This is a genomic window from Pigmentiphaga litoralis, assembly GCF_014651835.1.
In the GTDB taxonomy this organism is placed as follows: domain Bacteria; phylum Pseudomonadota; class Gammaproteobacteria; order Burkholderiales; family Burkholderiaceae_B; genus Pigmentiphaga; species Pigmentiphaga litoralis.
Window position 1 is genome coordinate 2,323,825 of the sequence record NZ_BMXQ01000001.1, and the last position, 22,473, is coordinate 2,346,297.

A 22,473-nucleotide genomic window follows, 5' to 3' on the forward strand; every position below is an offset into this window, starting at 1 on the left:
GGCGCCAGGGAATTCTCAACTCATGTCGCTGACAGTCAAACCAGGCGTCACCGCCCTTCTCGCCGCCGCCATTCTCGGCATCAGTGCCAGCGGCGCCGCAGTGGCTCAGGCCTATCCGAACAAACCCATCCGCCTGATCGTTCCCTTTGCGGCGGGCGGCACCACCGACATCGTCGCGCGTATCGTGGCCAACGGCCTGTCGCAGGAACTCGGCCAGACCGTCGTCGTGGAAAACCGCGGCGGTGGCGGCGGCGCGATCGGCGCCGATGCGCTGGTACGCTCGCCCAACGACGGCTACACCCTAGGCATCGCCACCGTCAGCACCATGGCCACCAACCCGGCCACCAACGCCAAGACGCCCTATGACCCGATCAAGGACTTCACGCCCATCACCAACCTGGTCAACGTGCCCAACGTGCTGACCGTGAACCTGCAGGTCCCGGCCAAGAACATGAAGGAGTTCATCGCCCTTCTGAAGAAAGAACCCGGCAAATACAGCTATGCGTCTGCCGGAACGGGCTCGATCTCGCACCTGGACGGGGAACTCTTCAAGTCGGTCACCAAGACCAACATGGTCCACGTTCCATACCGCGGATCAGGTCCCGCCCTGAACGACACCCTGGCCGGCCAGGTCAACGCCCAGTTCGACAACCTGCCATCCACCATGCCGCACGTGGTCGCCGGCAAGCTGCGCGCCCTGGCCATCGCGTCGCCCCAACGCCTGCCTGCCCTGCCGGACGTCCCGACCTTTGCCGAAGAAGGCCTGCCCGAAGTGAACAACGTCGCCTGGTACGGCATCGTCGCCCCAGCCGGCACACCCGCTGCGGTGGTCAAGCGGATCCAGGAAGCCTCGGTCAAGGCATTGAAGATGCCCGCCGTGCGCGACCGCCTGCTCGAAAGCGGCTCGCTGATCGACGGCAACACGCCCGAGCAGTTCGGCGCCCAGATCGCCAAGGAACTGGCACTGCGCAAACGCATTGCCAAGGAACAGAACATCGTCCTGATCGAATAAGACGTGCCTGCTTTTTAAGCAACGCTGGGCGAAACGCAGCAATTTTGCCGGTCGACTTTACAAGCGCCTAAAAACTTTGCTATAGTTTCGTTCTCGGGTTGTTAGCTCAGTTGGTAGAGCAGCGGACTCTTAATCCGTAGGTCGAGTGTTCGAGCCACTCACAGCCCACCAGAACTGCCGGTGTAAGAAGCCGGAAAAAAGCCGCATCAATGCAAGTTGATGCGGCTTTTTTGCGCTTGTGGGTTCATCTTCGAACTCGCGCACGACGTCGCCTCCCCGCCAGCAATTCGCGTTCAGCACGAACCCGTTCGCGATCTGGCCGTCCTACCGCGTGGACGTCGCCGAGGATGCATCGGCCAAGGTCGTGCTGTCGGCGAAGGGCGTGATCTAGGCGAAGGGCGTGATCTAGGCGACTCGGTGCGCCTTGAGATTGATTTTCGCTGAACCGACCAGATCGTTAGCTCACGGCTCCAGGCGCAATGATTTGGCAGCGTACGCTTCGGGCGTGCAGTAAAACGATAGCTGGCATTCCATATCCGGACTATAGGAAACGATGCGATGCCATTGCCTGGGTGCGATGAGGGGCGGCGGTTCGGACGGCGTGAAGGTACGCGGCTCGATCTCCAGGCCCTCCGCAGTCATGAACGTAAAAACCAGACTTCCGTTAAGCACCTTGAGTTGCGCCCAAGTGCCTTCCTGTGTGTTATGCATGCGTTGAAACGCGCTTGGCAACGTTTCCGCGTTCCAAACCGGCATCGTCTTGTAGCGGACCAAATCATCCATACACGTCCTTTAGATAGTTGATGGCTGGCGCTGTTTGGCGTGGCCATTCCGAGCGCCCTCTCGTTTGAACGCTGAATTTCGGTTTGCTTCAGCTGAAATCACTTTCAACGTATGCCGCCTTGCTTCAGCTAAGTCGCTGCAAGGTTCTTGCAGTTCTGGGGCAACTCGCGCTTGACGCGATCGCATGTCTTTCTGAAGGTCATGGGCTTTAGCCGAGCCTCCCCTGAGCAACAGCAACTCCATCACTTCTCGGCCCGCGCGCCACATGGGCCTTCAAGCGCGGGTAAACGCGCAACGCATTGCCTCCTAGCACCTTTGAACGAGCGGGTGGCGGCAGCCAGTCGACAGCGTCGATATACCTTTTCGTGTCGTCGTAGTGAAATCCGGTGCGAGGGTCTATACCCTTTACTGCCCCGACGATCTCCGATGCGAACAGCACGTTGTCTTCGGGTACGACTTGAAGCAGCAACTCGATGCCAGGCTGGTGATAGACGCAGGTATCGAAGAAAACATTGTTCATTAACGTTTCCAGCGGGGGGCGCCCCATGTCCTGCGCCAACCCGCGATAACGTCCCCAGTGATAAGGCACGGCGCCGCCCCCGTGCGGGATCACGAACCTCAGTGTCGGAAAGTCCTGGAACAACGCGGAGTCGAGGAACTGCATGAACGCTGTCGTGTCGCCATTGATGTAATGCGCGCCCGTGAAATGAAAGTTGGGGTTGCATGAACAGCTGGTGTGGATCATGGCGGGGACGTCGAGTTCGACGAGCTTTTCGTATAGCGGATACCAGTATCGGTCGGTCAGCGGCGGATCGGTCCAATAGCCGTCGGTTGGATCCGGGTTGATGTTGCAGCCAACGAAGCCGAGTTCCTTTACGCAGCGCACCAGCTCCGGGATGCAATTGGCTGGCGGGACACCCGGCGATTGCGGCAGCTGGCAGACACCCGCGAACCTGCTCGGATACAACGACACCGCGCGGTGAACGAGGTCGTTGCAATGTCGCGTCCACGCCTCGCTTATCCGGGCATCGCCAACGTGGTGGGCCATCCCCCCGGCCCTGGGCGAAAACAGCGTTAGATCGACGCCGCGTTCTGCCTGGATCCGCAACTGATGCTTTTCGAGCGACTCGCGTATCTCGTCGTCGCTGACAACCACGCCGGGATCAGCGGGAAGCCGTGCAGCCGAGCCATCCAACTGGAGCGCGCGCGAGACCGTCAGCGATTCGCGCTGCCATGCCCGAAACGCAGCTAAGGCTTTGGGAGCAGTGGTGTAATGCCCGTGGCAATCGATGATCATGTCGTACCTTGAAATGTGAGCTTCGGCACGCCAGGTCATGCGGGCGTGGCCGAAGAGGAAATCAGTCCGTGCTGACGCCGGCTTTCTTGATCACGTCGGCCCACTTGGCAACCTGCTGCCTGAAGAACGTATCGAACTCCTGCGGCGAACCCCCGCCGATGGTCACGGCCATCTGCTTCAGCTTTTCCTGGACGCCCCTGTCCTTCAACGCCGTGTTGATCTGTGCATTGAGCGCATTGACTGCCGCATCGGGCGTTTTTTTGGGAACAGCAAAACCCCACCAGACCTTGGCTTCAAGCTCGGGATGTCCTAGCTCCTTGGCAGTCGGCACATCCGGCAGTTGCGGCAAGCGCGCGTCACTGTCCACCATCAAGGCGCGCAACTTGCCGGCCTCGACCTGCGGAACTGCCTCCAGCGGATTGAGCAGCATGAAAGACACTCGTCCGGTGACCAGGTCGAGTTTGGCTGGCGCGCCCCCTTTGTAAGGAACGTGAACCATGTTGGCGCCACTGGTCAGGCGCAGCAGTTCGGAAGCCAGGTGCGGCGCGCTGCCGCTTCCGGAACTGGCGAACGAGATGCTGCCCGGTTTGTCCTTGGCAGCTTTGATCAGGCCATCCAGTGTCTTGTGAGGCGAGTCGGCCGCGACCACCAGGATCAACGGCGCGTATCCCACATAGGCAACCGGTCGTAAATCCGTCAGTTCGTTGAACGTTCGCTTCGGATAGATGGCGGGATTAGTGGCAAGCCCGTTTGCAGCAAGCAAGACGGTGTAGCCGTCGGGAGCGGACCTGACGACTGCCTCCGTTCCAATGTTGCCATTGGCACCCCCCTTGTTTTCCACGATCACGGACTGACCAGTCTGCGCACTGATGCTTTCCGCGAATATTCGACCCAGTGTGTCCACGGCGCCGCCGGCGGGGAACGGTACGACCAGCGTTATGGGCTTGTCGGGGTATGCAGCCGCATTGGATAGCATGGGCACAAAGGCCAAGGCCGCAGTGCCTGCAAGAATCCCCAATCGTCGACCTATGCTTTTCTTCATGGAAGTGTCTCCTCTCGTTCTATTTTTTGCATCGTCACGGCAGCCACATGTACGCCATGCGATAACGGAGAGCTTAGACCTTGCGCCGACGCACAAGAACTGACATTGCTGCCTAGCTGCTATTCCCACAAATCATAGGTTGGCACTTCGGGCGAAGGGGTGTGCAACAGGCTCGATTTCTAAGACAGGCACCGTACGATGCTCGCGTTTAGGTAGTGACAACTGCTCGACTAACAGGCCAGTTGTTTGCTTCACCAGGGTGGTCGTCGGGCGCTCGGACGATGTCGCGATCGCCAGAATGCTGGTCATCTCGGGAGCAACAATTCGCTGAACGCGGAGGTTTTCCTGAGCGGCACTGATAGCGACGGCGTGACGAGTGACAACCGCGTACCCCTCGTCCTGAGCGACAAGGTTCACGATGGTCGCGACCGCATCGATTTCAAGGGCGATATGAGGTTTCAGCCGCAAGCCAGCTAGGCGTGTCTCGACCATCATGCGCAGGGGGTGTGGCCGACAGGGCATGATCAGCGGCCGCTCGGCAACCTGCATGAGGGAAATGTCCTCACCCTGCGCGGGGTCCGACGGACGCTTGTGGCTCAACAAAAGCAGGTCGTCTTCGCGGATGGGGAACAGGTCCAGATGTGGGGAATGCACTGGGTCGTGCAGCAACGCAATATCGAGCCGGCCGGACAACAGCCATTCTTGCAGATGGATGGTCAGCCCCTCGGTGATGCACAGGTGCGCGCGAGGAAAGCGCCGCCGAAACTCCTTCACCAGAGCGACGCTCGAGGTCCTGCCGACTGCATAGGGAAAGCCGATGATTACTCGCCCAAGTGGCGTGCCGCGCGCATCCTCGACGTCGTGCCGGGCGTTGATGACCTGCATCTGGATGGTTCGTCCGTGGGCAAGCAATCGCTTCCCTGCTTCAGTCAAGCTCACACCGCGACCATTACGGAGGAACAGGTTCTGACGAAGCGTCACTTCCAGGCGTCTTATCTGCCGGCTGAGAGCGGGCTGGCCAACCCCCAGGACAGCGCTCGCTTGGGTGAAGCTGCCAAGCTCGGCTACCGAGATGAAGTATTCAAGTTGCCTCAGATCCATGTCATGCCCCCCTATGGGATATCGAGCCAAGTGGGTGGCGACGGAGCACTCGCCCTGAATTTGCGCTGCGTTTCAGAGTGGCCATGAACGAGCGCAAACCCTCATGCGGCGCAATTCATATAGATGATACAGTTGACTCGCTGGTCACAGAATCATACGCCCGACCGTGGCTGTCCGATCGAATCTCCGATCGAGCTCGCATAAGGCGACACCGCGGAGACAATATGAAAAACGGGTGGACTAGCCTCTTGCTTTGCTCGGTATTGATGTGCGCATCCAATGCAGCCCAGGCGCAGGTGTCCTCGTGGCCAATGCGCCCTATCCGGCTCGTCGTCCCATTCACTCCTGGCGGCAGCTCTGACATCCTGGGTCGAGCAGTCGCCCAGAAACTCAGTGAATCACTTGGTCAGCCAGTGGTCATCGAGAACGTTGCAGGTGCTGGAGGTGCGATAGGCACCGACAAGGTCGCGAAGTCGAAGGCGGACGGATACACGCTTCTGATGGGACACATTGGCACGCATGCGGTAAACCCGTTGATCATGCCCAAACTTCCCTACGACCCCGTCAATGACTTCGCCGCCGTGGCTTGGGTCGCCAACGTGCCGAACGTCCTTGTGGTCCATCCGTCTGTGCCCGCGCAAACCCTCAAGGAGCTTATCGACTATGCCCGCTCCAGACCTGGACAACTCAATTACGGCACAGGAGGGAACGGGAGCGCTGCGCACTTGGCAACCGAATATTTGAAGATGGTGAGCAAGACATTCATTGTTCACGTGCCCTATCGGGGTGCCGCTCCCGTGATGACAGATCTGGTCGCCGGGCAGATTCAGATGGCGTTCCCAGGCGTCCCGGTGTCGAACTCGTTTGTCCGTTCAGGTCAGGTCCGTCCCATCGCCGTTTCGAGCAGCAAAAGGCTCCCCGTCCTTCCCAATGTTCCCACCGTCGCCGAGAGTGGGTTTCCTGGTTTCGAAGCAGACCAGTGGTACGGGATCATGGCACCCGCAGGTACGCCTGTCGATGTAGTGAACTTGCTCAATCAGCATATCAATCGAGCGCTAGCTGCGCCCGATCTGCGCGAGCGTTTTGATAGTGAAGGTGCTGTCGCCATGCCCACTACGCCCGAGGCGTTCGCTGGTCACATTACCAACGCGCTCCAGCGTTGGCGGCCAGTGGTCGAGGCGGGGAACATGCGACAGCAGTAATTGCAGGCGACCAGCGGCCCTTCCCTTCTTCAATCGAGGCAGTGACGACACGCTCGTCTACGACGGCGACGCGCTCGCCTTTCTCGTCAAGGCCTATGGACCCCAGAGCCTCCTGATCGGAACTGACTACCCCTTTTCTGTCATGGAGAAGGATCCAATAGGTGCGTTGGCCGCAGGCGTTCCACCCGGCGCGCACTTCGACGCGATCGCTACCGCCAACGCTTGCCGTTTTCTTGCACTCGATTAACGCCCTGCCGACGGTCGTCGGCCACCAATGACAAGACGGCGATGAACCAACTGCGAGAAATCGATGCAGAAACGCAGCATCCGCCTCTCGCCCCGCTCTCAATCCGCCTTGCGAATTCTGGCCGCCCTTGCCTCGCTAATGCGAGCCTGAATGCCAGCTGCCTGGTGATTCGCGCCGATGTCGCTCACGCCAGACGCTGAAGCACGCGGCGGGCTGCCATTGGCTTGCACGATGCCTTCGATGCGGCGATCTCGTTGCCCTCCCTGACCAAGCATTGGTGGAGCCGTGCGCTGTGGGCTAGCGTTGCTCGCGGTTTGCGGAAGCAAGCTGGACACCCGCGAAGCGGGAACGGCCAAGATGCGATCCTTGTACTTAATCAACGCACGTCCATCCACTGTCTGCTTGCCGGTGAACCCTCGGTAAATCTCTTGCGAGGTGAGCGGTCGTTCTACCCTCGAGAGGCCGTTCGAGCCGACCGGTGCCGTCGGCTGGCTAACGCCGCGCTGCTGCATCTGCCGCCGCTGCTGCGCTGTCGCTTGTTGCTGCATCATTTGACGCTGTTGTGCTTGCTGCTGTTGTTGCATTTGCTGCCGCTGCTGTTGCTGCATTTGTTGACGCTGCTGCGCTTGCATCTGCTGGCGCTGTTGATCCTGCATCTGCTGTCGTTGCTGTGCTTGCTGTTGTTGGCGTTGCATCTCATATTGGCGCTGCTGCTGCTGTTGTTGCTGCTGTTGTTGCTGTTGTTGCTGGCGCTGCCAATTGGACTGTGCTTGCGACGTCTCCGATCGCATCATCCCCAGAACGAGTATCCCCACGCTACCCAGAAAAACTGCCTGTGTTAGCTTGATTTTGCGCATCTCGTTCTCCTTCGCTCATCGGCGAGTCGGAATTAGAAACCTGATCGACAACTCTGGAACTGCGGAACGTTGCGGTCTATGGTCATGATCGCGACCGCGGCAGACTTGAAGTCCTTGGCGAGCAAGTTGCGATTTGCTTGCGAAACACGAGCTTTACCGAGCCCTCCGCCAAAACAAAGACAGAAGTCGCGAGGCCCGTACTTGCTTTGCGGCGGATCGCGCATGCAAGCGTTCATAAGGGCCCCCTCCGGGGGCAAAGGTGCCTGCTCGTTTCCGACAAAAGCACGCAAGTTCTTCGAGAACTGTTCTAGACCAGGGGTATGGCAAGAATGCCTTTGGAAAAGCGCTTCGGTGTCCTTCATCGCAACGTCAAAGGCGTCTTCGTTGAGCACATCTCCAGCGGAAGCATGCGCCGCAGCGAATGCACCTGGATCTTTCATCGCTTGGGATAGTGCGGCCATCGCGCCCAAAAGGCTGGCGCCAACGGTAGCTTGACCGAGACCGAAATGATCAGCGCCAGACTGGGCTTTCAGCCTCTCAACGTCTTGCTGGGTGAAATGCCCTTCGCACACTGCCCTGATGTTATCGGCGATATTGACCAAGTAATCTTTGACCCACAGCTCATCGAAAACGATGGCGTCTAGTTTTTTGCTTTGGATGTTTTCCACGATGTTCGGCATCGCGTAGGGCTTAAGTGCGACCAGGCTGGGCAAAACCGACGATGTATTCGCATCGCTTGCCTCGGCCTTCGCGAACGCATCAGTCATATCAGCGAAGTCACTCAATACCCTGGCCGCTGGTGTGAACCCCGAAGCCACAGCCTTTTCGTAGAGACTATGCGCGAGCACGGGATCAACTTCAATTCCTTGGACGCCGGTAAGGTGCAGGTCTGCAAGGGTCGCTAGTGCCGCACCATGCCCCATTTCGCTTGCGGCGATGAGTTCATCGATCGCTGGCTCGAATTTTCCAGACTTGAGGTAGGCCCGCGCCAGCTGGAAGCGAAGGCGAGGAGCCAGAGGGTCTTCAAGCACCGCCCGCTGACAGGCGTTGGCGCTCGCCGCAGCGTCCAGTTGGGCGTCAGTAACGCCCTGGGTAAACGCTTCTGGATCGTCAGGGTGCGCAGCAAGCCTGTCGCAGGCTTGGATCCCCTGTAGGGTTCCGATGGGCTTCGAGCCCTGGCGTGGCACAGAGGCGGCCGGCGCCTGTGCCAGGGAGGTTGCGGGAACGCTTGACGGGGTACCTGCCGGACGACGCACAGTCGCCAAGGCAGCAATGCGTGCGCGATGGGCTTCGACTAAGCACATCGCGGTCTGACACCGATTACGCTGTCGGATCCAGGCGCGCTGATCCGCGCGCAGTTGGTCCGCATCGCCTGTAGCTATAGCCGCTCTGTACGCATCGGCCATCTGCGCATCTAGTGCTGACAGTTCAGGAGAGAGGCAAATGGTCTTCTCAGTGACCGTTCTCGCCTGCGCGCAATCGAAGCTTGCAGCAAACGACGGCTCGCCAGGCCATACAAAGTGAAGAAGTAGCGCAAGCACCATGCTTTGGACCGAGTTCTTCATCGTCTGCCTCCAACCGCGCTGCTTTGGTGTCGATCGCGGGGCGCGTCCACTGCGGCGGCTATGAAGCGGAGCGCGACGATCCCCGTCGCGAACTCACGCCACTTTAAATTGCCGCCGAATTGCGATTAATACGCTTTCACAGAAAGGCGTCAATCATCCGTTCGAATCACCCCGCATCTGGCGTCGAGCACTGACTTGACGCGGACTTACGCCGTCAAAACAATGAACATGCAGACTATTGCTGAGTCTGTCGAGTCCGACGATTTGATTGCGTTTCTCAGGTCGTTGAACGTCGACTATGCGCAAGGTTTCGCATTGCACAGGCCCGCGCCGATCTAGGAACGCCCTGTACTGGAAAAGCCCTCGGGCGGGGCCGGGTTACCAAACCAGGCGCCTTGGGCTTCTTTTCAGGTGTGTTATGGGAGCGTTTTTGAGCAGGTCAAACGATGCCTGGCCAGTACCGTATTTCGCCAACGCGATCGAGACGGATGCAGGGATGCGAGCTCGCCCTTTGACGGCGGGCGCGTAACCCGAAGCGGTCGCAGATAGCCGGACAGGCATCCCGCTCCGCGTAACTACCCATATTGACAATTCTCACCAACGGCGAGCCTAATATAAACATAGCTAGCTATGCAATTAGGAGCCGACATGTCAGCTTTTCGTCCACGTATCGTTGCCCTGGGTGGCACGTCCCGTCCGGGTTCGTCGACCGAACGGGCCCTGCGTCATGCACTGCGGCTCTGCGAGATGCGAGGCGCCGATAGTGTCCTCCTGGCTGGCGACGATCTCGTCTTACCCATGTATGCGCCGCACGAGGCGTCGCGGTCGCCGAAGGCACACAGGATGGTCGCCGAGCTGCGGTTGGCCGATGCCGTCCTGATCGCGTCACCGGGGTACCACGGCAGCATGTCGGGCCTTGTCAAAAATGCGCTCGACTACACCGAGGACATGCGGGGCGACACGCGCGCCTATCTGTCGGGCCGCGCCGTCGGGTGCATCGTGACGGCGGCGGGCTGGCAGGCTGCTGTCACCACGCTTGGCGCCTTGCGCGACACCGTCCACGCCCTTCGTGGCTGGCCCACGCCGCTCGGCGTGTGTATTGGCGGCGACCCGGCGTTTGCCGAAGACGGGACATGCGTCGATGCGCGCGTCGATGCGCAGATGCAACTCCTCTGTGACGACCTCATGAGCTTCGCTCACCGCTTTCGTCAAGATGCGGCACGCGACGCGCAGCGCGCGGCCGCCTGACATCACATTTCCTCTGCGTTCCCAGGAGACACCCCCATGAATGCAATCAAGCCATCCGTTGAAGATGTGCATGGCACCGCGCTGAACGTCGTCAGGCACGGCGACGGCCCTCCTTTGCTATTCCTTCATGGCGCAGGCGGCCTGAAGGAGGCCGAGCCCCTGCTGCAAGAACTGGCGCAGCACTTCACTTGCATTGCTCCCGAACACCCAGGATTCGGTGGCAGCGTGCGCCCCGACTGGCTGGACCGTGTGTCGGATCTCGCCAACTTCTATCTGGACTTCATCGATCAGTCCGGGCTTGTCAGGCCCCACGTCGTGGGCCACGACCTGGGGGGTTGGATCGGCGCGGACATGGCGGTGCGCAGCGGCACGTCCTTGGCAACGCTGAGCCTTATCGCGTCCCAGGGAATCTACGTACCGGACGTCGAGACGGTCGATGTGTTCCTGCGGTCCGATGAGCAGTTGCTGCGGGACACCTACTTCGATGCAGCGATCGTCGACAGACTTCTTGCCCAGGAACGTGTGAGCGAAGAACTGGACATCGCGATTCAGGACAAAGAGATGACTGCACGCCTGACCTGGCAGCCCCGGGGTCACGATCCCTTCCTGCAGAAATGGCTGCACCGTATCAAGGTGCCGACGCTCGTGGTCTGGGGCCAGGACGACAAGGTGCTGCCAGTGGCGTATGGCAGGGCGTGGGAGGCCAGCGTCAAAGATGCGCAGCTGGTCGTCATTCCTCGTTGCGGACATGCGCCGCACGTCGAACAGACTGGCGCCACGATAGGCGCGCTGACCCGATTCACGAATGCCTCCGGGAGTGCCGCATGAAATTCTTCAACTTTCATCTGATGCCTTACCGCCACGCCGATCTCGATGCCGTGGAGCAAAACGGCGGCGCCTGGGTCACCTACTCGAATCGGCACTACGATCCGGTGTTGGGCGCCGATCTGTATCACGAGTATCTTGATCAGATGGAGTATGCCGAGCAGCTGGGCTTCGATGGCGTCTGCCTGAACGAGCACCACCAGACTGCTTACGGCATGATGCCGATTCCCGGTGTGCTGGCCGGTGCCCTGGCCCGAAGCATCAAGAAGGCGCAGATCGCCATTTTGGGACGGGCGCTTCCGCTGCTCAGCAATCCGCTGATGGTGGCCGAGGAATTCGCGATGCTGGACAACCTGACGCGCGGGCGCTTCATCGCGGGGTTCGTGCGCGGAATTGGCGCCGAATACCATGCCATGGGCATCAATCCGGCAGAGTCGCAGGAACGGTTCGCCGAGGCGCACGACATGATCGTCAAGGCCTGGAGCGAACCCGGTCCCTTCTCCTATCACGGGAAGCACTATCAATTCCAGTATGTGAATCCGTGGCCACGTCCGTACCGTCAACCGGGTCCGCCCATCTGGGTGCCGTCGCAAGGATCGAGCAGCACCATCAAGTGGGCAGCGGGGCTGCGCTACACCTACTGCCAGACCTTGAGCCCGATTGCGACCGTCAAGAAGTTCTTCGACATGTATCGCGAGGAGGCGCTCAAAGCGGGTTACGAAGCGACTGCCGAACAACTTGCCTGGTCCAACTGCATCTATGTAGGCGACACCGACGAGAAAGCGATGCGCGAGGCGCGTCCGCATCTGGAAGCGCTCATGACTCGCCTTTTGAAGATGCCGATCGAAATGCTGCTGCCTCCCGGGTACACCAACATGGAGGCGATGAAGCGCATCAAGATGACGCGGGCCAATGCATCGGGCAAGGTCCAGTCGGTGGACGATCTTGTTAAAGCGGGTGTGGTGATCGTGGGCGGACCCGAAACGGTGCGTCAACGGCTGGCCGAGTACGAAGCCATGGCGGGCTTTGGAACGTCACTGACGAAGACGCAATTCGGAACCTTGCCGGACGACATGACCCGGGCGAACATGCAGGCCATTTCCGAGGAAATACTGCCTCACTTCCAGAAACGCTAAACGACATAGGCGCCAGAGCGCATTGCAATGCGCCACGCCTGCCAATCCAATCGTGGAGGAGATACCCATGATGTTCAGGTCTTTACGTTGCCTTGTTGCCGGGATCCTGGTGGCCGCCCCATCGCTTTGTGCGCTGGCCGCCGATGCGGCGCACTATCCAGCGCATCCCGTGCGTATGGCCCTGCCCTTTCCCCCAGGCGGATCGGCCGACTCGATCTCGCGGGCGTTGGCGGAACGTTTGCAGTCCCGCTTCGGTCAGCCATTCCTGATCGAAAACCGGCCAGGCGCCGCCGGTAACGTCGCGACGCGGTATGTGGTCAAGGCCCAGGCCGACGGTTATTTCTTGTTGGTCGGCGTCACGGGGGCGATGACTATCAACCCGACCCTTTACGGGAATCTCGATTACGACCCCCAGCGCGATCTGGTGGCCATCTCGATGGTCGCCCGCGGTCCGGTTGTCATCGTTGCCAGCCCTGACTCGGGCATTGCTACGTTGAACGACATGATCACACGCGTCAAAGCGGACCCCAGCAAGTACACCTTCGCAACCAACGGCGTCGGAACCAGCCACCACCTGGCCGCCGAGCTGTTCAAGCAGCGCCTGGGTCTGGACATGCGCAACATTCCCTACAAGGGCACGCCCGAGGCGTTGCAGGACATCATCGGCGGACGCGTGCCAATCGGTTTCATGGATCTGACCGCCTCGTTGCCCCTGATCGCCAGCGGACGACTCAAGGCGCTCGCGACGACGGGCACGGAGCGATCCACCGCGCTTCCAGACGTCCCTACGGTGTCTGAAGCCGCAGCGCCGGGATTCGCGGCCGACACCTGGGTTGGCCTGTTTGCGCCCAAGGGTACGCCCGCACCCGTCGTCAGCAAGCTCAGTCTGGCCATCAACGAAGCGCTTCGCGAACCTGGCCTTCGCAAGCAAGGCGAAGGATTCGGCTTGAGTGTGGAAGGCAGCACGCCCGAGGCGTTGCAGCACTATGTGAGGGACGAAACACGGAAGTGGAAAGCTGTCATTACGGCTGCCGATATCAAGCTCTGACCTGCTCTACGGACCGTCGTCCCGCTCCACTTCGAGATTGGCGGTCATCTTGCGCGCAATGCGCAGGAATTCTCCCACTTCGGCTTCCGTCAGTCCTGCCTTGGCTTCGCGGTAGACCGACAGTGCGGAAGCCGTCATGACCACCAGCATGTCCCGACCTTGAGGGGTCAGGGACACCAGCTTTTTGCGCCCATCGGTCTCGTCAGACACGCGCTGGATCAGACCTGCTTTTTCCATCCGCATGAGCGTCGCGGCCATGGACGGCTGTTCGACGCCCACGATGCGCGCGAGTTCGACCTGCGTCGACACCTTCAGATCGCGAAGACAGCGCAGCACCGGAAAGTGACCTGGCATGACGTTCTGGGGTTCGGTGAGCGCCGACAGGCGGGCAACGATGCGCCGATGCAGGGATGCAACGACAAAGCCCAGGCTATGAGTGCGAGTGGTCATGATCGAAGCGAGGCGGCCGGGCGGATGAAGCAGGCCATTCTATGCGATCAGGGTGTCGTGCTCCAAGCGCCTGCCCTACCGGCGCTTGCCCCGCGGATCGTTCAGAAGGCGTTTCCCGCGAAGCGTCAGCGATGCAAGCCTGCCCAGTTTCAACAACGGGTACGACAGGCGCGCCGCGATCGGGCTGGACAGCGCAAGTCGATTGAGTGCGCTGAACAGGGTGTCGCTGCTCGATAGCGTGGCCAGCATGCGCGTCGCTTCGTGCCCATGAAAAACCCGGCCGCCATAAACGAACAGCATGCCTTCGTTCAGGTCGTAGCCCTGCTGCCAATAGGCGGCCACGCGCGGATCGTTCGAGCGGGCATCGAGCAATTCGACCGTCCCGACCGACGCTTTCAGGCGAACCAGCGCGGCGTAGTTCTGGCAGAAAAAACAATCTCCGTCATAAATGACGAGTGCGGGCGTCTGAGTGGGCTGTGTTGTTCTTGATGTCATGTTCGGCTCGGCGAGCGGCACCCGGATTTATCTTGAAAGGGCCGCGCCAGACAGGCGCGCGGTTCCGTGATTGAACGTTGCCATTGGCAGCACCAGCCCTCACTGCCAGGATCGCGAAAGCCGTTTGAACGAGTCATCGCCGCAGGCGCCACCCTTTCACGCGCCGAATTTTCCTTTCCTGGCGGACGCCGCTTCCACTTCGTCGATCCAGACGGTTACGAACTGGCGGTCTGGACAGCGTCCTGAGTAAAAGCTGAACCGTGTCTCGCGTGATGAGGTGACTCAGTAATCCTTCAAGGCCCCGGCCAGCGACAGGCGTTGCAACCGCCACGCCGGCAACACCGCCAACGTCAGGCCTACGACAAGCAAGACCGACGCCATCACGATTTCTTGCACACCCAGCGCTGGCTGAAGGCTGACGCCGGTGGCTTTCGCGAGCCACCAGGAAATGCCAAAGGACAAGGCATAGCCGCCCATCAGCCCCACGGCGATGCCCGCAAGCATCAGCGCGGCGGTGAACCCCCACGCGACGACAAATACGAATCGCCGCGGGGCGCCGAGGGCGCGCAGGGTCACGAACTGGGGCGTCAGCAGGCGGAACAGAATGAATACGCTGGCGATGATCGAGAGCAACACCAGAGCCTGCGTGACCACCGCCAACAGGCTCATCAGCTGCCGAATGTCGCCGAGCACGGCGTAGAGCTGTATCAGCGCTTCCGCAGGAAAGAACGCCATGGACTCGCGTCCGGTGTAGGCGCGCCGCAACTTGTAGGCTTCCGCCAGGTTCGCGGTCCGCACCACCGCGGCGGGGATGCCGGGCGTGAACGCTTCGTCAAAGGGAGGTCCCAGCTGCGTGGAATCCGGCGCGTGGCCTGCCGGCAGATGGTGCATTCCCCACACCAGTTCGACAGGGACCAGGATCGCGCGATCCCATGGCGAGCCGGTCGGCTTCATGCGGCCGACTACGGCGATCTCCACCTCATGCGCATCCAGGTCATCGTTGCCGCCGTGTGCCTCGCCGTTGTGATGCACACCGTGCGCGGGACGGAATCGCTCCCCTACCTTGAGCCGCGAAGCCGACCCGACGACGGCCTCGGTGCGGCTGGAGAAGCCTCGCCCCTCGGCAAGTCCCCCAGACAGATGCTCCACGAGCGCTGCGGTCACCCCGACCACCGGCAGGCCGCGATGGCTGTCGCCAAATGCCAGCGGCGATACAAAGCTGCCGCGGGTGTCGTTGAGCAAACCAGCGCTAAACGCCGGGCCAAGCAGTTGGGTGCTTCCGGGTCGCAGGAACACGGTGGAAAGCAGACTGTCGGTCCGGCTGCCCGGAGCAGCGACGATCAGGTCGAACCGATCGGCCGCACGGGCGCTGCCGCTGCGCAAGGCCCGCTCTTGCGACACGAGGGCGACGGACAGCGCCACACCGGCTGCCACCAGCAGGATGAACGCCAGGGCACTCCAGCGATAGCGGGCCAGGGCCGCGCGGATCAACGGCCAGGGATTCATGGTTGCACCTCTTCAGGCACGACCACCCGGCCGGTCTTCAAGGTGAGGCGCTGGTCGGCCAGTGCCGACACCCTGTCATCATGCGTGACCGCAATCACCGTCTTGCCGGCGCGGGCGACCGCGAGCAGTGCGTTGGCGATGCGCTGGCCATTGTCGGCGTCCAGGCTGGCCGTGGCCTCGTCCGCCAGCAGCACCGGCGGATCGAGCAGCAAGGCGCGCGCCAAGGCCACCCGCTGCTGTTCGCCGCGCGACAGCCGCGCGACGGGGCCGGAGCGCGCCGGCACACCGAACTCGGCCAGCAGCGACTGCGCGCGCTGACGCAGCACCGCCGGCATCCGCAGATGGGTGAACTGCGCCGGCAGCAAGGTGTTGGCGAGCGCGTCCAGTTCATCGATCAGGCGAAAGTCCTGGAACACCATGCCGCAATGGGTCAACCGCCAGGCGTCGCGTCGGCCTTCGTCGAGCGCGCTCAGGTCGTCGTCACCAAACAGGACGCGCCCCTCTTCCGGCACCACGATGCCCGCCAGCGCATGCAGCAAGGTACTTTTACCGGAACCTGACGGGCCGACAATGACGCTCAGTTGCCCCGGCAGGAACCGGGCGTCAACCCGGTCCAGCGCGGCGATGCGGGCGCCGCCGGCATCGGCGAAGGTGGTACGGAGCGCAACCGCCTCGAGGGTGGGGTTCACAGGCGCCGGAAGGTCGCGTCGGCCAGACGCACGCGGCTGACGAACCCGGTGGCACTATCGGTTTGCGGACCGATCTCGAGCACCCCGGCGACCTCGATCAGCGCACCTGGGTTCACCGCTTCCTGTCGCTTTTTCATGCGCACGAAGATGATGGAGTCGATCCACTGGTCTTCGGATTCGCAGAACGGGCAGGTCTCCACTGGCGAGTTCGACAGCACAAAGAAATCGGACTCCACCTTCAGATGCGGGGCCATGAAGCCCTGGATCGTGATGGGCTTGCCCTTGAGGCGTTTGGCGAGATCGGAAAAACTCAGGTCCGGCTGGTATAGCTCGAACATCCGGATGCGCGGCGCCGCCTCGGCCCACGACGCCAGCGGCACAAGGGCGGCTAAGCCGAGAAGCAATTGGCGCCGCTGCATGATGGTGTCTTCCTTATTCCATTCCGGTGGCGGTGAGCACGATGCTGAGCGAGGTCGTCATGGCCTTGACCATGGGGCCCTTCTCGACGTCCGTCCACTCGTCCAGCGAATGGCTGCGGCCGCTCTTGCCGATGTCGCCACGGCCGATGGTCAGGGCGGGAATGCCAAGGTTCATCGGCATGTTGGAGTCGGTGGAACTCCAGTTGAAGTTGGGCTTGTAGCCGGCCGCTTCGATGGCCGTCTTGGCGATCTGCACGATCTCGGCGTTCATGTCGGTGCTCCCGGCGGGGCGGTCACCAATAAGCTTTGCCTCCACCGTGATCTTTGCGTCTTTCGTGGACCGGGCAAAATTCTCGCCATCGGCGGCGTCTTGCACGATCTTCAGCAGACGATCTTCCACACGCTTGAGCTCGTCCACCGATTCGGAGCGCATGTCGACTTCCATCCAGCTGCTTACCGGGATCGAGTTGACGGACGTGCCGCCACCGATCAAGCCAATGCTGTAGGTGGTCTTGGGCGTGGCGGGCACCTGGATGCGCGAAAACTCCGCTGCAGCCTGCGCCTGCGCGAACATCGGATTGACGGCGCCAAAGGCACTGTAGCTGTGGCCGCCCGGACCGTTGAACGTGATGCGGTAACGCTTTGAGCCCACGCCGCCGTGCGTCACCCGGTTGATGTCGCCGGACTCTACCGAGAAGAATGACTTGATCTTGTCCTTGTAGGCACCCTTGGTGAACAGATAGCGCACGCCGCGCAGGTCGCCCGGGCCTTCTTCACCCACAGTACCGACGAACAGGATGTCGTCGCGCGTGTTGACGCCGGCGGCCTTCATGGCACGCACAAAACCGAGCAACACCGCCAGGCTCGTGCTGTCGTCACCGATGCCTGGCGCGTACAGCTTGGTGCCTTGACGCTTGACCTTGACGTCGGTGCCGGCGGGGAACACGGTGTCCAGATGGGCCGAGACCACCACCACCTTGCCGTCACTGCGCGTGCCCTTGCGCAGGCCCAGCACGTTGCCTTCCGGATCGATCTGCACGTCGCTCAGGCCAACCGCCTTGAGCATCCTGGCGAACTCCTCGGCACGTTCCTTTTCCGCAAAGGGCGGAGCCGGAATTTCGGTCAGCTTGATGGCTTCTTCAACGATCCGTCCATGCTCCTTGTCGAGCGTTGCAGCGGCGCTTTTGAAGACCGGACTGGCCAGAACCCGCTGCACCTGCGCGGCGGGATCGGCAGTCTGGGCGTGTGCTGCGCTGGCCGCCAAGGCGACGCAGGCAAGGGTCAATGAAAGCGCGGAAAGCGGGAACGGCGAGTAGAAAGATTTCATCAAGTTCGACCACAAAGGTTCGCAAGTCAGTGAATATATCACCCGTATTGGTGATTATCCGTAAGCGTTTTACCTAGCGTGCGCTAGGGCTGCGCAGGAAAAAAACGCTTACAGGCAACCGCCTAAGCATGCCAGTTTCCGTCAAGGCTCCTTCGATGCTTCTCGAACACACCGAGCAGATGGTCGAGCAGTGCACGCGTCTTTGCCGACAGGTTGCTTCTTGTCGGGAATACGGCATAGATGTCCGCGGCGGGCAGCTGCCACTTGGGCAGCACCGGTCTGAGGGTGCCCGCTTGCAGCATAGGCGCCACTTCCCACAGTGAACGGATCAGGATGCCGTGGGCATCCAATGCCCAGCTGACGGCGCACTCGCCATCGTTCGAGGCCAGTGGCCCACGCACCTTGACCTTCTCTGATGCCGCGCCGGAGCGCAGATGCCACGTGCCGAAGGTTTCGTCATTCTCTTGAATGAAGATGCAGGCGTGCTGTGCCAGCTCGCGCGGGGTCTGGGGTTCGCCTCGCGCTGCAAGATAGGCGTCGGCCGCGCACAGTATTCGCCGGTTGTGGGCGAGCAGTCGCGCGGTCAACGTTGAATCGGGCAGATCACCGAAGCGGATCTGCAGATCGAATCCCTGATCGACCAGATTGACCGGCCTGTCGGTCAAGGTCAGCTGCAATTCCACGTCGCGATAGGTTCTTGCAAAGGCAGACAACGCCGGCGCAATGTGCTTGCGGCCAAAACCCAGCGTTGCCACCACTCGCAAGATGCCGCGCGGAACCGCCTGGGCGCCTGCCACTTTGCGCTCGAGGATTTCCAGGTCTTCCAGGACCTTTGCACCCTCCACTAGATACAGCTCGCCTTCAGGAGTCAGGCTCGCGCGTCGCGTGGTCCGTTGCATCAGCCGCACGCCTAGCCGGCGTTCAATGACCACCAGCCGTTTGCTGACGGCAGGTGGCGTGACACCCAGGTGCTGCGCGGCTTCGCGGAGGCTTTCCGCCTTCGCCACCACAGCGAAAAACTCCAGGTCGGATATGGCGTCCATTGTTGAATCCAAAGAAACAAAGAACAAATTAATAATGAATTATTCAATAACTATTAACTATTATGATGGCTACACATAATCGATAACAACAGGAGACCGTCATGTTCCAACGAAAAATTCTGCTTGCTCTGTGCGCCTTGCTTGCGTCGTCCACCGCTGCGGCGCAGGCCTACCCGGATCGGCCGGTCAAGATGATCGTTCCGTACGCGCCCGGGGGCAGTGCCGATATCGTGGCGCGGATGATCAGCGATGAATGGGGCAAAGCGCTTGGGCGGCCGATGGTGATCGAAAACAAGGGTGGCGCGGGCGGCAACATTGGCGTCGACGCCGTCGCCAAGTCCGCGGCGGATGGGTACACCATTGGTCTGCAGACCGTCTCGCTCGCCATCAATCCCGCGCTCGTGTCCAAGATGCCGTATGACACCTTGAAGGACCTCGCACCGATCGGCATGGTCGCAAGCTCGCAGCACGTTCTCGTGGTGAACGACAAAATCCCCGCAAAAAACGTGAAGGAACTGATTGAGTTGGCCAGGAGCAAGCCGGGCGAATTGAGCTACGCGTCTGCCGGTCCGGGCAGCACGTTCCATATGGCGGCCGAGTTGTTCCGGGCGGTCAGCGCCACCAACATCGTCCACGTGCCCTATCGCGGAGGTGGCCCCGCGCTGATCGATACGATCAGTGGGCAGGTGCAGATGTCTTTCCCCGTGCTGTCCGCCGCGCGCGGCCAGGTGCAGGCAGGGAAGCTGCGTGCCTTGGGAGTCACCGGTCCCGCTCGCTCGCCGCTGATGCCCGACGTGCCAACCATCGCGGAAGCCGGCCTTCCCAATTACTCGTTCGAAACATGGTTCATGGTGTTCGCTCCGGCAAACACGCCGCAGCCGGTCATGGACAAACTCAACCAGACGCTCAACGCCGTGCTGACCGCGTCCGCGACCCGCGAACGTATGACCAGGGAAGGGTTTGAAGCCTTGCCAACCTCGGCCGCCGAGGCCCGCAGCCGTCTCCAGAAGGAAATGCCCCAGTGGTCCAAGCTTGTGAAGGACCGCGGCATCACCATGGAGTGACGGGCCTTGCCCAACGCGCCTGACCATCCACCTTCCCACTTCACCTGACATCCCATGCAGCTACGCACCCTCTATCAGAAGCTTATCGAAGGCCACACGGTCGCGACCCTTGATGAACAGAACATCCTGCTCTTTTGCGACCTGCATTTGATGAACGAGTACACCAGTCCCCAGGCGTTTGCAGGACTGTACGAGGAAGGCAGAGGGGTTGCGATGCCGGGTCAGAACGTGGCCGTGGTCAGCCACATCATCCCCACCCACCCCGGGACGATCCGGGTGATTGCCGACCCGGCGTCGGCACTGCAGGCGACCAACCTGAAGAAGAACTGCGACACCTTCAACATTCCGCTGTTTGACACGAACGATGCGCTTCAGGGCATCGAGCATGTGGTGGCTCCCGAGCATGGCATGATCCGCCCCGGCATGGTCGTCATTTGCGGTGACAGCCATACGACGACCTACGGCGCGCTGGGCGCGCTGGGCTTCGGGATCGGCACGACAGAAGTCGAGCACGTCCTGGCGACGCAGACGCTTGTCTATCGCGTCGCGAAAACAATGCGCATTCATGTCGAAGGCGCGCTGGGATCCGGCGTCACCGCAAAAGACCTGGTGTTGGCAATCATTGGTCACATCGGAGCGCAAGGTGCCAGAGGGTACGTGGTGGAATACACAGGCGCTGCAATCGATGCGCTGTCGATCGAAGCGCGGTTCACGCTCTGCAACATGATCGTCGAAGCCGGCGCGCGCGGCGCACTGATCAGCCCGGACCAGAAGGCGATCGACTACGTGCTGTCACGCGCGCCGGATCTTTCGGGCGCCTACCGCGACGCGGCCCTGGCAGCATGGCAAGCACTGGATTCCGATGACGGCGCTTCCTTTGATGCGCAGGTGGATATCGACGCCGCCAGGGTCGGACCTCAAGTCACCTGGGGAACCAGTCCGGACCAGGTCATCGCGGTGGACGGCCGGATACCCGCACTGCACGAACTGAGCGACGGTGCGCTGCGTTCCAGTGCGGAGCGGGCGATGGCATACACGGGGCTAACAGCCGGCGATGCGATCGCAGGCACGGCCATCCAACATGTGTTCATCGGGTCCTGCACCAACGGGCGGATCGAAGACCTGCGCGCCGCAGCCGCGGTCGTACGCGGCCGCAACGTGGCAGCCGGCGTGCGTGCGATGGTCGTGCCAGGATCTGGCGCCGTGAAAACCGCTGCAGAGGCCGAAGGCCTGGATCGCGTCTTCAAGGACGCCGGTTTCGAGTGGCGCAACGCGGGCTGTTCGATGTGCCTGGCCATGAACGATGACGTGCTCAAAGAAGGGGTGCGCTGCGCGTCGACCACCAACCGCAATTTCGAGGGACGGCAAGGCCGCGGTGCCATTACTCATCTGATGAGCCCTGCCATGTCTGCCGCTGCCGCCGTTACCGGCTACATCACCGACGTTCGCGAACTGAAGGAACTGCAATGACCCACCCGACGCGGATCGAGGGGCGCGCCGCAGCCCTTCGCATCGAGAACCTGGATACCGACCAGATCATGCCGAAGCAGTTTCTGCGCGGCATCGACAAAGCGGGACTGAAGGAAGGACTGCTCCACGATCTGCGCTTCGATACGCAAGGCAAGCTACGCCCCGGCTTCGTCCTGAATCAGGACGCCTACGCCGACGCCTCCGTGCTCATCGCCGGCTCGAACTTTGGCTGCGGGTCCAGCCGCGAACACGCGGTCTGGGGACTGCAACAGTTCGGGATCAAGGCCATCGTTGCGTCAAGCTATGCCGAGATCTTTCACTCGAACGCGATGAACAATCGTCTGTTGCTCGTGTCGCTTCCACCGGAAACGATCGAACGACTCATGGCCGATGCGGACGATCCGGACAACAACGGAATCATCATCGATATCGAATCGCAACAGGTGCGCAGCCGCAGCGTGCAGGCAAGCTTCGACCTGGTGCCTCGGCATCGCCGGATGTTCCTGGAAGGTCTCGACAACATCGGTTTGTCGATGACCTATCGCGACGAGATCGATCGCTTTGCCAGGACCCATTGGCAGCAACAGCCGTGGCTGAAAGACGTCGCCGCATTGACGCGGCAACGCCTGGCTTCTCGGTAAGGACGA

The 22,473-nt window shown here is 61.2% G+C and carries 23 protein-coding genes, 1 tRNA gene and 1 pseudogene; 12 read left to right on the forward strand and 13 right to left on the reverse strand.

Going from position 1 to position 22,473, the window contains the following annotated elements:
- The first annotated feature begins 22 nt into the window (after positions 1–22).
- From IE116_RS10500 to IE116_RS10510, 3 genes are all read left to right on the forward strand, one after another.
- A complete protein-coding gene (locus tag IE116_RS10500) occupies positions 23–1,012 on the forward strand; it encodes a Bug family tripartite tricarboxylate transporter substrate binding protein (protein WP_189612211.1) in 990 nt (329 codons plus the stop codon).
- 95 nt (positions 1,013–1,107) lie between these two features.
- Positions 1,108–1,183: transfer RNA gene (locus IE116_RS10505), tRNA-Lys, on the forward strand.
- Positions 1,184–1,250: 67 nt separating this feature from the next.
- Entirely contained in the window at positions 1,251–1,403 is a 153-nt protein-coding gene (locus IE116_RS10510) for a hypothetical protein (RefSeq protein WP_189612213.1), read from the forward strand.
- A 71-nt stretch (positions 1,404–1,474) separates the two neighbouring features.
- Here the strand turns inward: IE116_RS10510 and IE116_RS10515 are convergent, their stop codons facing one another.
- The 4 genes from IE116_RS10515 to IE116_RS10530 all read right to left on the reverse strand — a co-directional run bounded on the left by IE116_RS10515 (position 1,475) and on the right by IE116_RS10530 (position 5,235).
- Positions 1,475–1,795: a TehB-like domain-containing protein gene (locus IE116_RS10515; RefSeq protein WP_189612214.1), complete on the reverse strand. Its 321-nt coding sequence runs from the start codon at positions 1,793–1,795 to the stop codon at positions 1,475–1,477.
- A 208-nt stretch (positions 1,796–2,003) separates the two neighbouring features.
- Positions 2,004–3,092 carry an amidohydrolase family protein gene (locus tag IE116_RS10520; RefSeq protein ID WP_189614563.1) on the reverse strand — a complete coding sequence of 363 codons (1,089 nt, stop codon included), beginning with the start codon at positions 3,090–3,092 and terminating at the stop codon, positions 2,004–2,006.
- 61 nt (positions 3,093–3,153) lie between these two features.
- Entirely contained in the window at positions 3,154–4,134 is a 981-nt protein-coding gene (locus IE116_RS10525) for a Bug family tripartite tricarboxylate transporter substrate binding protein (protein ID WP_189612216.1), read from the reverse strand.
- Between the two features lie 132 nt (positions 4,135–4,266).
- Entirely contained in the window at positions 4,267–5,235 is a 969-nt protein-coding gene (locus IE116_RS10530) for a LysR family transcriptional regulator (RefSeq protein ID WP_189612217.1), read from the reverse strand.
- A gap of 224 nt (positions 5,236–5,459) precedes the next feature.
- Between IE116_RS10530 and IE116_RS10535 the strand changes: the two genes are divergently transcribed.
- Positions 5,460–6,437 carry a Bug family tripartite tricarboxylate transporter substrate binding protein gene (locus IE116_RS10535; protein ID WP_189612219.1) on the forward strand — a complete coding sequence of 326 codons (978 nt, stop codon included), beginning with the start codon at positions 5,460–5,462 and terminating at the stop codon, positions 6,435–6,437.
- Between the two features lie 345 nt (positions 6,438–6,782).
- On the opposite strand, the gene IE116_RS10540 is transcribed toward IE116_RS10535, so the two are convergent.
- Both IE116_RS10540 and IE116_RS10545 read right to left on the reverse strand, forming a co-directional pair.
- Complete coding sequence (locus IE116_RS10540) at positions 6,783–7,541, reverse strand: hypothetical protein (protein ID WP_189612221.1); 759 nt, start codon at positions 7,539–7,541, stop codon at positions 6,783–6,785.
- 32 nt (positions 7,542–7,573) lie between these two features.
- Positions 7,574–9,106 carry a lysozyme inhibitor LprI family protein gene (locus IE116_RS10545; RefSeq protein WP_189612223.1) on the reverse strand — a complete coding sequence of 511 codons (1,533 nt, stop codon included), beginning with the start codon at positions 9,104–9,106 and terminating at the stop codon, positions 7,574–7,576.
- Positions 9,107–9,754: 648 nt separating this feature from the next.
- On the opposite strand from IE116_RS10545, the gene IE116_RS10555 reads away from it, so the two are divergent.
- The 4 genes from IE116_RS10555 (at position 9,755) to IE116_RS10570 (ending at position 13,363) form a co-directional block, all read left to right on the forward strand.
- Positions 9,755–10,354 (forward strand): NADPH-dependent FMN reductase, encoded by a 600-nt coding sequence (locus IE116_RS10555; protein ID WP_229828093.1) that lies wholly within the window; start codon positions 9,755–9,757, stop codon positions 10,352–10,354.
- 36 nt (positions 10,355–10,390) lie between these two features.
- The gene (locus IE116_RS10560; protein WP_189612230.1) at positions 10,391–11,182 is read left to right on the forward strand and encodes an alpha/beta fold hydrolase; all 792 of its coding nucleotides are present in this window, start codon (positions 10,391–10,393) and stop codon (positions 11,180–11,182) included.
- The gene (locus IE116_RS10565) at positions 11,179–12,315 is read left to right on the forward strand and encodes an LLM class flavin-dependent oxidoreductase (protein ID WP_189612232.1); all 1,137 of its coding nucleotides are present in this window, start codon (positions 11,179–11,181) and stop codon (positions 12,313–12,315) included. The genes IE116_RS10560 and IE116_RS10565 overlap by 4 nt, the downstream gene beginning before the upstream one ends.
- 67 nt (positions 12,316–12,382) lie before the next feature.
- On the forward strand, positions 12,383–13,363 hold the full coding sequence (locus IE116_RS10570; protein WP_189612234.1) for a Bug family tripartite tricarboxylate transporter substrate binding protein: 981 nt from the start codon (positions 12,383–12,385) through the stop codon (positions 13,361–13,363).
- A gap of 6 nt (positions 13,364–13,369) precedes the next feature.
- Here IE116_RS10570 and IE116_RS10575 read toward each other — a convergent pair whose 3' ends face one another.
- Together IE116_RS10575 and IE116_RS10580 are read right to left on the reverse strand one after the other, a co-directional pair.
- Positions 13,370–13,813, reverse strand: coding sequence for a MarR family winged helix-turn-helix transcriptional regulator (locus IE116_RS10575; RefSeq protein ID WP_189612236.1), 444 nt, complete (start codon positions 13,811–13,813; stop codon positions 13,370–13,372).
- A 75-nt stretch (positions 13,814–13,888) separates the two neighbouring features.
- A complete protein-coding gene (locus IE116_RS10580; protein ID WP_189612238.1) occupies positions 13,889–14,308 on the reverse strand; it encodes a DCC1-like thiol-disulfide oxidoreductase family protein in 420 nt (139 codons plus the stop codon).
- Positions 14,309–14,437: 129 nt separating this feature from the next.
- Between IE116_RS10580 and IE116_RS26155 the strand changes: the two are divergent.
- Positions 14,438–14,554 (forward strand): annotated as a pseudogene (locus tag IE116_RS26155) (VOC family protein); the annotation flags it as partial.
- 36 nt (positions 14,555–14,590) lie between these two features.
- On the opposite strand, the gene IE116_RS10585 reads toward IE116_RS26155, so the two are convergent.
- The 5 genes from IE116_RS10585 to IE116_RS10605 form a co-directional block, all read right to left on the reverse strand.
- Complete coding sequence (locus IE116_RS10585) at positions 14,591–15,799, reverse strand: ABC transporter permease family protein (protein WP_189612240.1); 1,209 nt, start codon at positions 15,797–15,799, stop codon at positions 14,591–14,593.
- A gap of 11 nt (positions 15,800–15,810) precedes the next feature.
- A complete protein-coding gene (locus IE116_RS10590) occupies positions 15,811–16,503 on the reverse strand; it encodes an ABC transporter ATP-binding protein (RefSeq protein ID WP_189612243.1) in 693 nt (230 codons plus the stop codon).
- Positions 16,500–16,922, reverse strand: a complete 423-nt coding sequence (locus tag IE116_RS10595) for a hypothetical protein (protein WP_189612245.1) — start codon at positions 16,920–16,922, stop codon at positions 16,500–16,502. Before IE116_RS10595 ends, IE116_RS10590 begins: the two co-directional genes overlap by 4 nt.
- Positions 16,923–16,935: 13 nt before the next feature.
- The gene (locus IE116_RS10600; protein ID WP_189612247.1) at positions 16,936–18,249 is read right to left on the reverse strand and encodes a M20/M25/M40 family metallo-hydrolase; all 1,314 of its coding nucleotides are present in this window, start codon (positions 18,247–18,249) and stop codon (positions 16,936–16,938) included.
- Between the two features lie 122 nt (positions 18,250–18,371).
- Positions 18,372–19,292: a LysR family transcriptional regulator gene (locus tag IE116_RS10605; RefSeq protein WP_189612249.1), complete on the reverse strand. Its 921-nt coding sequence runs from the start codon at positions 19,290–19,292 to the stop codon at positions 18,372–18,374.
- Between the two features lie 101 nt (positions 19,293–19,393).
- Here IE116_RS10605 and IE116_RS10610 point away from each other — a divergent pair, with 101 nt between their 5' ends.
- The 3 genes from IE116_RS10610 to leuD are packed head-to-tail and all read left to right on the forward strand — an operon-like array spanning position 19,394 to position 22,467.
- The gene (locus IE116_RS10610; RefSeq protein WP_189612252.1) at positions 19,394–20,356 is read left to right on the forward strand and encodes a tripartite tricarboxylate transporter substrate binding protein; all 963 of its coding nucleotides are present in this window, start codon (positions 19,394–19,396) and stop codon (positions 20,354–20,356) included.
- A 54-nt stretch (positions 20,357–20,410) separates the two neighbouring features.
- The gene (gene leuC / locus IE116_RS10615; protein ID WP_189612254.1) at positions 20,411–21,826 is read left to right on the forward strand and encodes a 3-isopropylmalate dehydratase large subunit; all 1,416 of its coding nucleotides are present in this window, start codon (positions 20,411–20,413) and stop codon (positions 21,824–21,826) included.
- Positions 21,823–22,467: a 3-isopropylmalate dehydratase small subunit gene (gene leuD, locus IE116_RS10620; protein ID WP_189612256.1), complete on the forward strand. Its 645-nt coding sequence runs from the start codon at positions 21,823–21,825 to the stop codon at positions 22,465–22,467. Before leuC ends, leuD begins: the two co-directional genes overlap by 4 nt.
- Positions 22,468–22,473 lie beyond the last annotated feature (6 nt).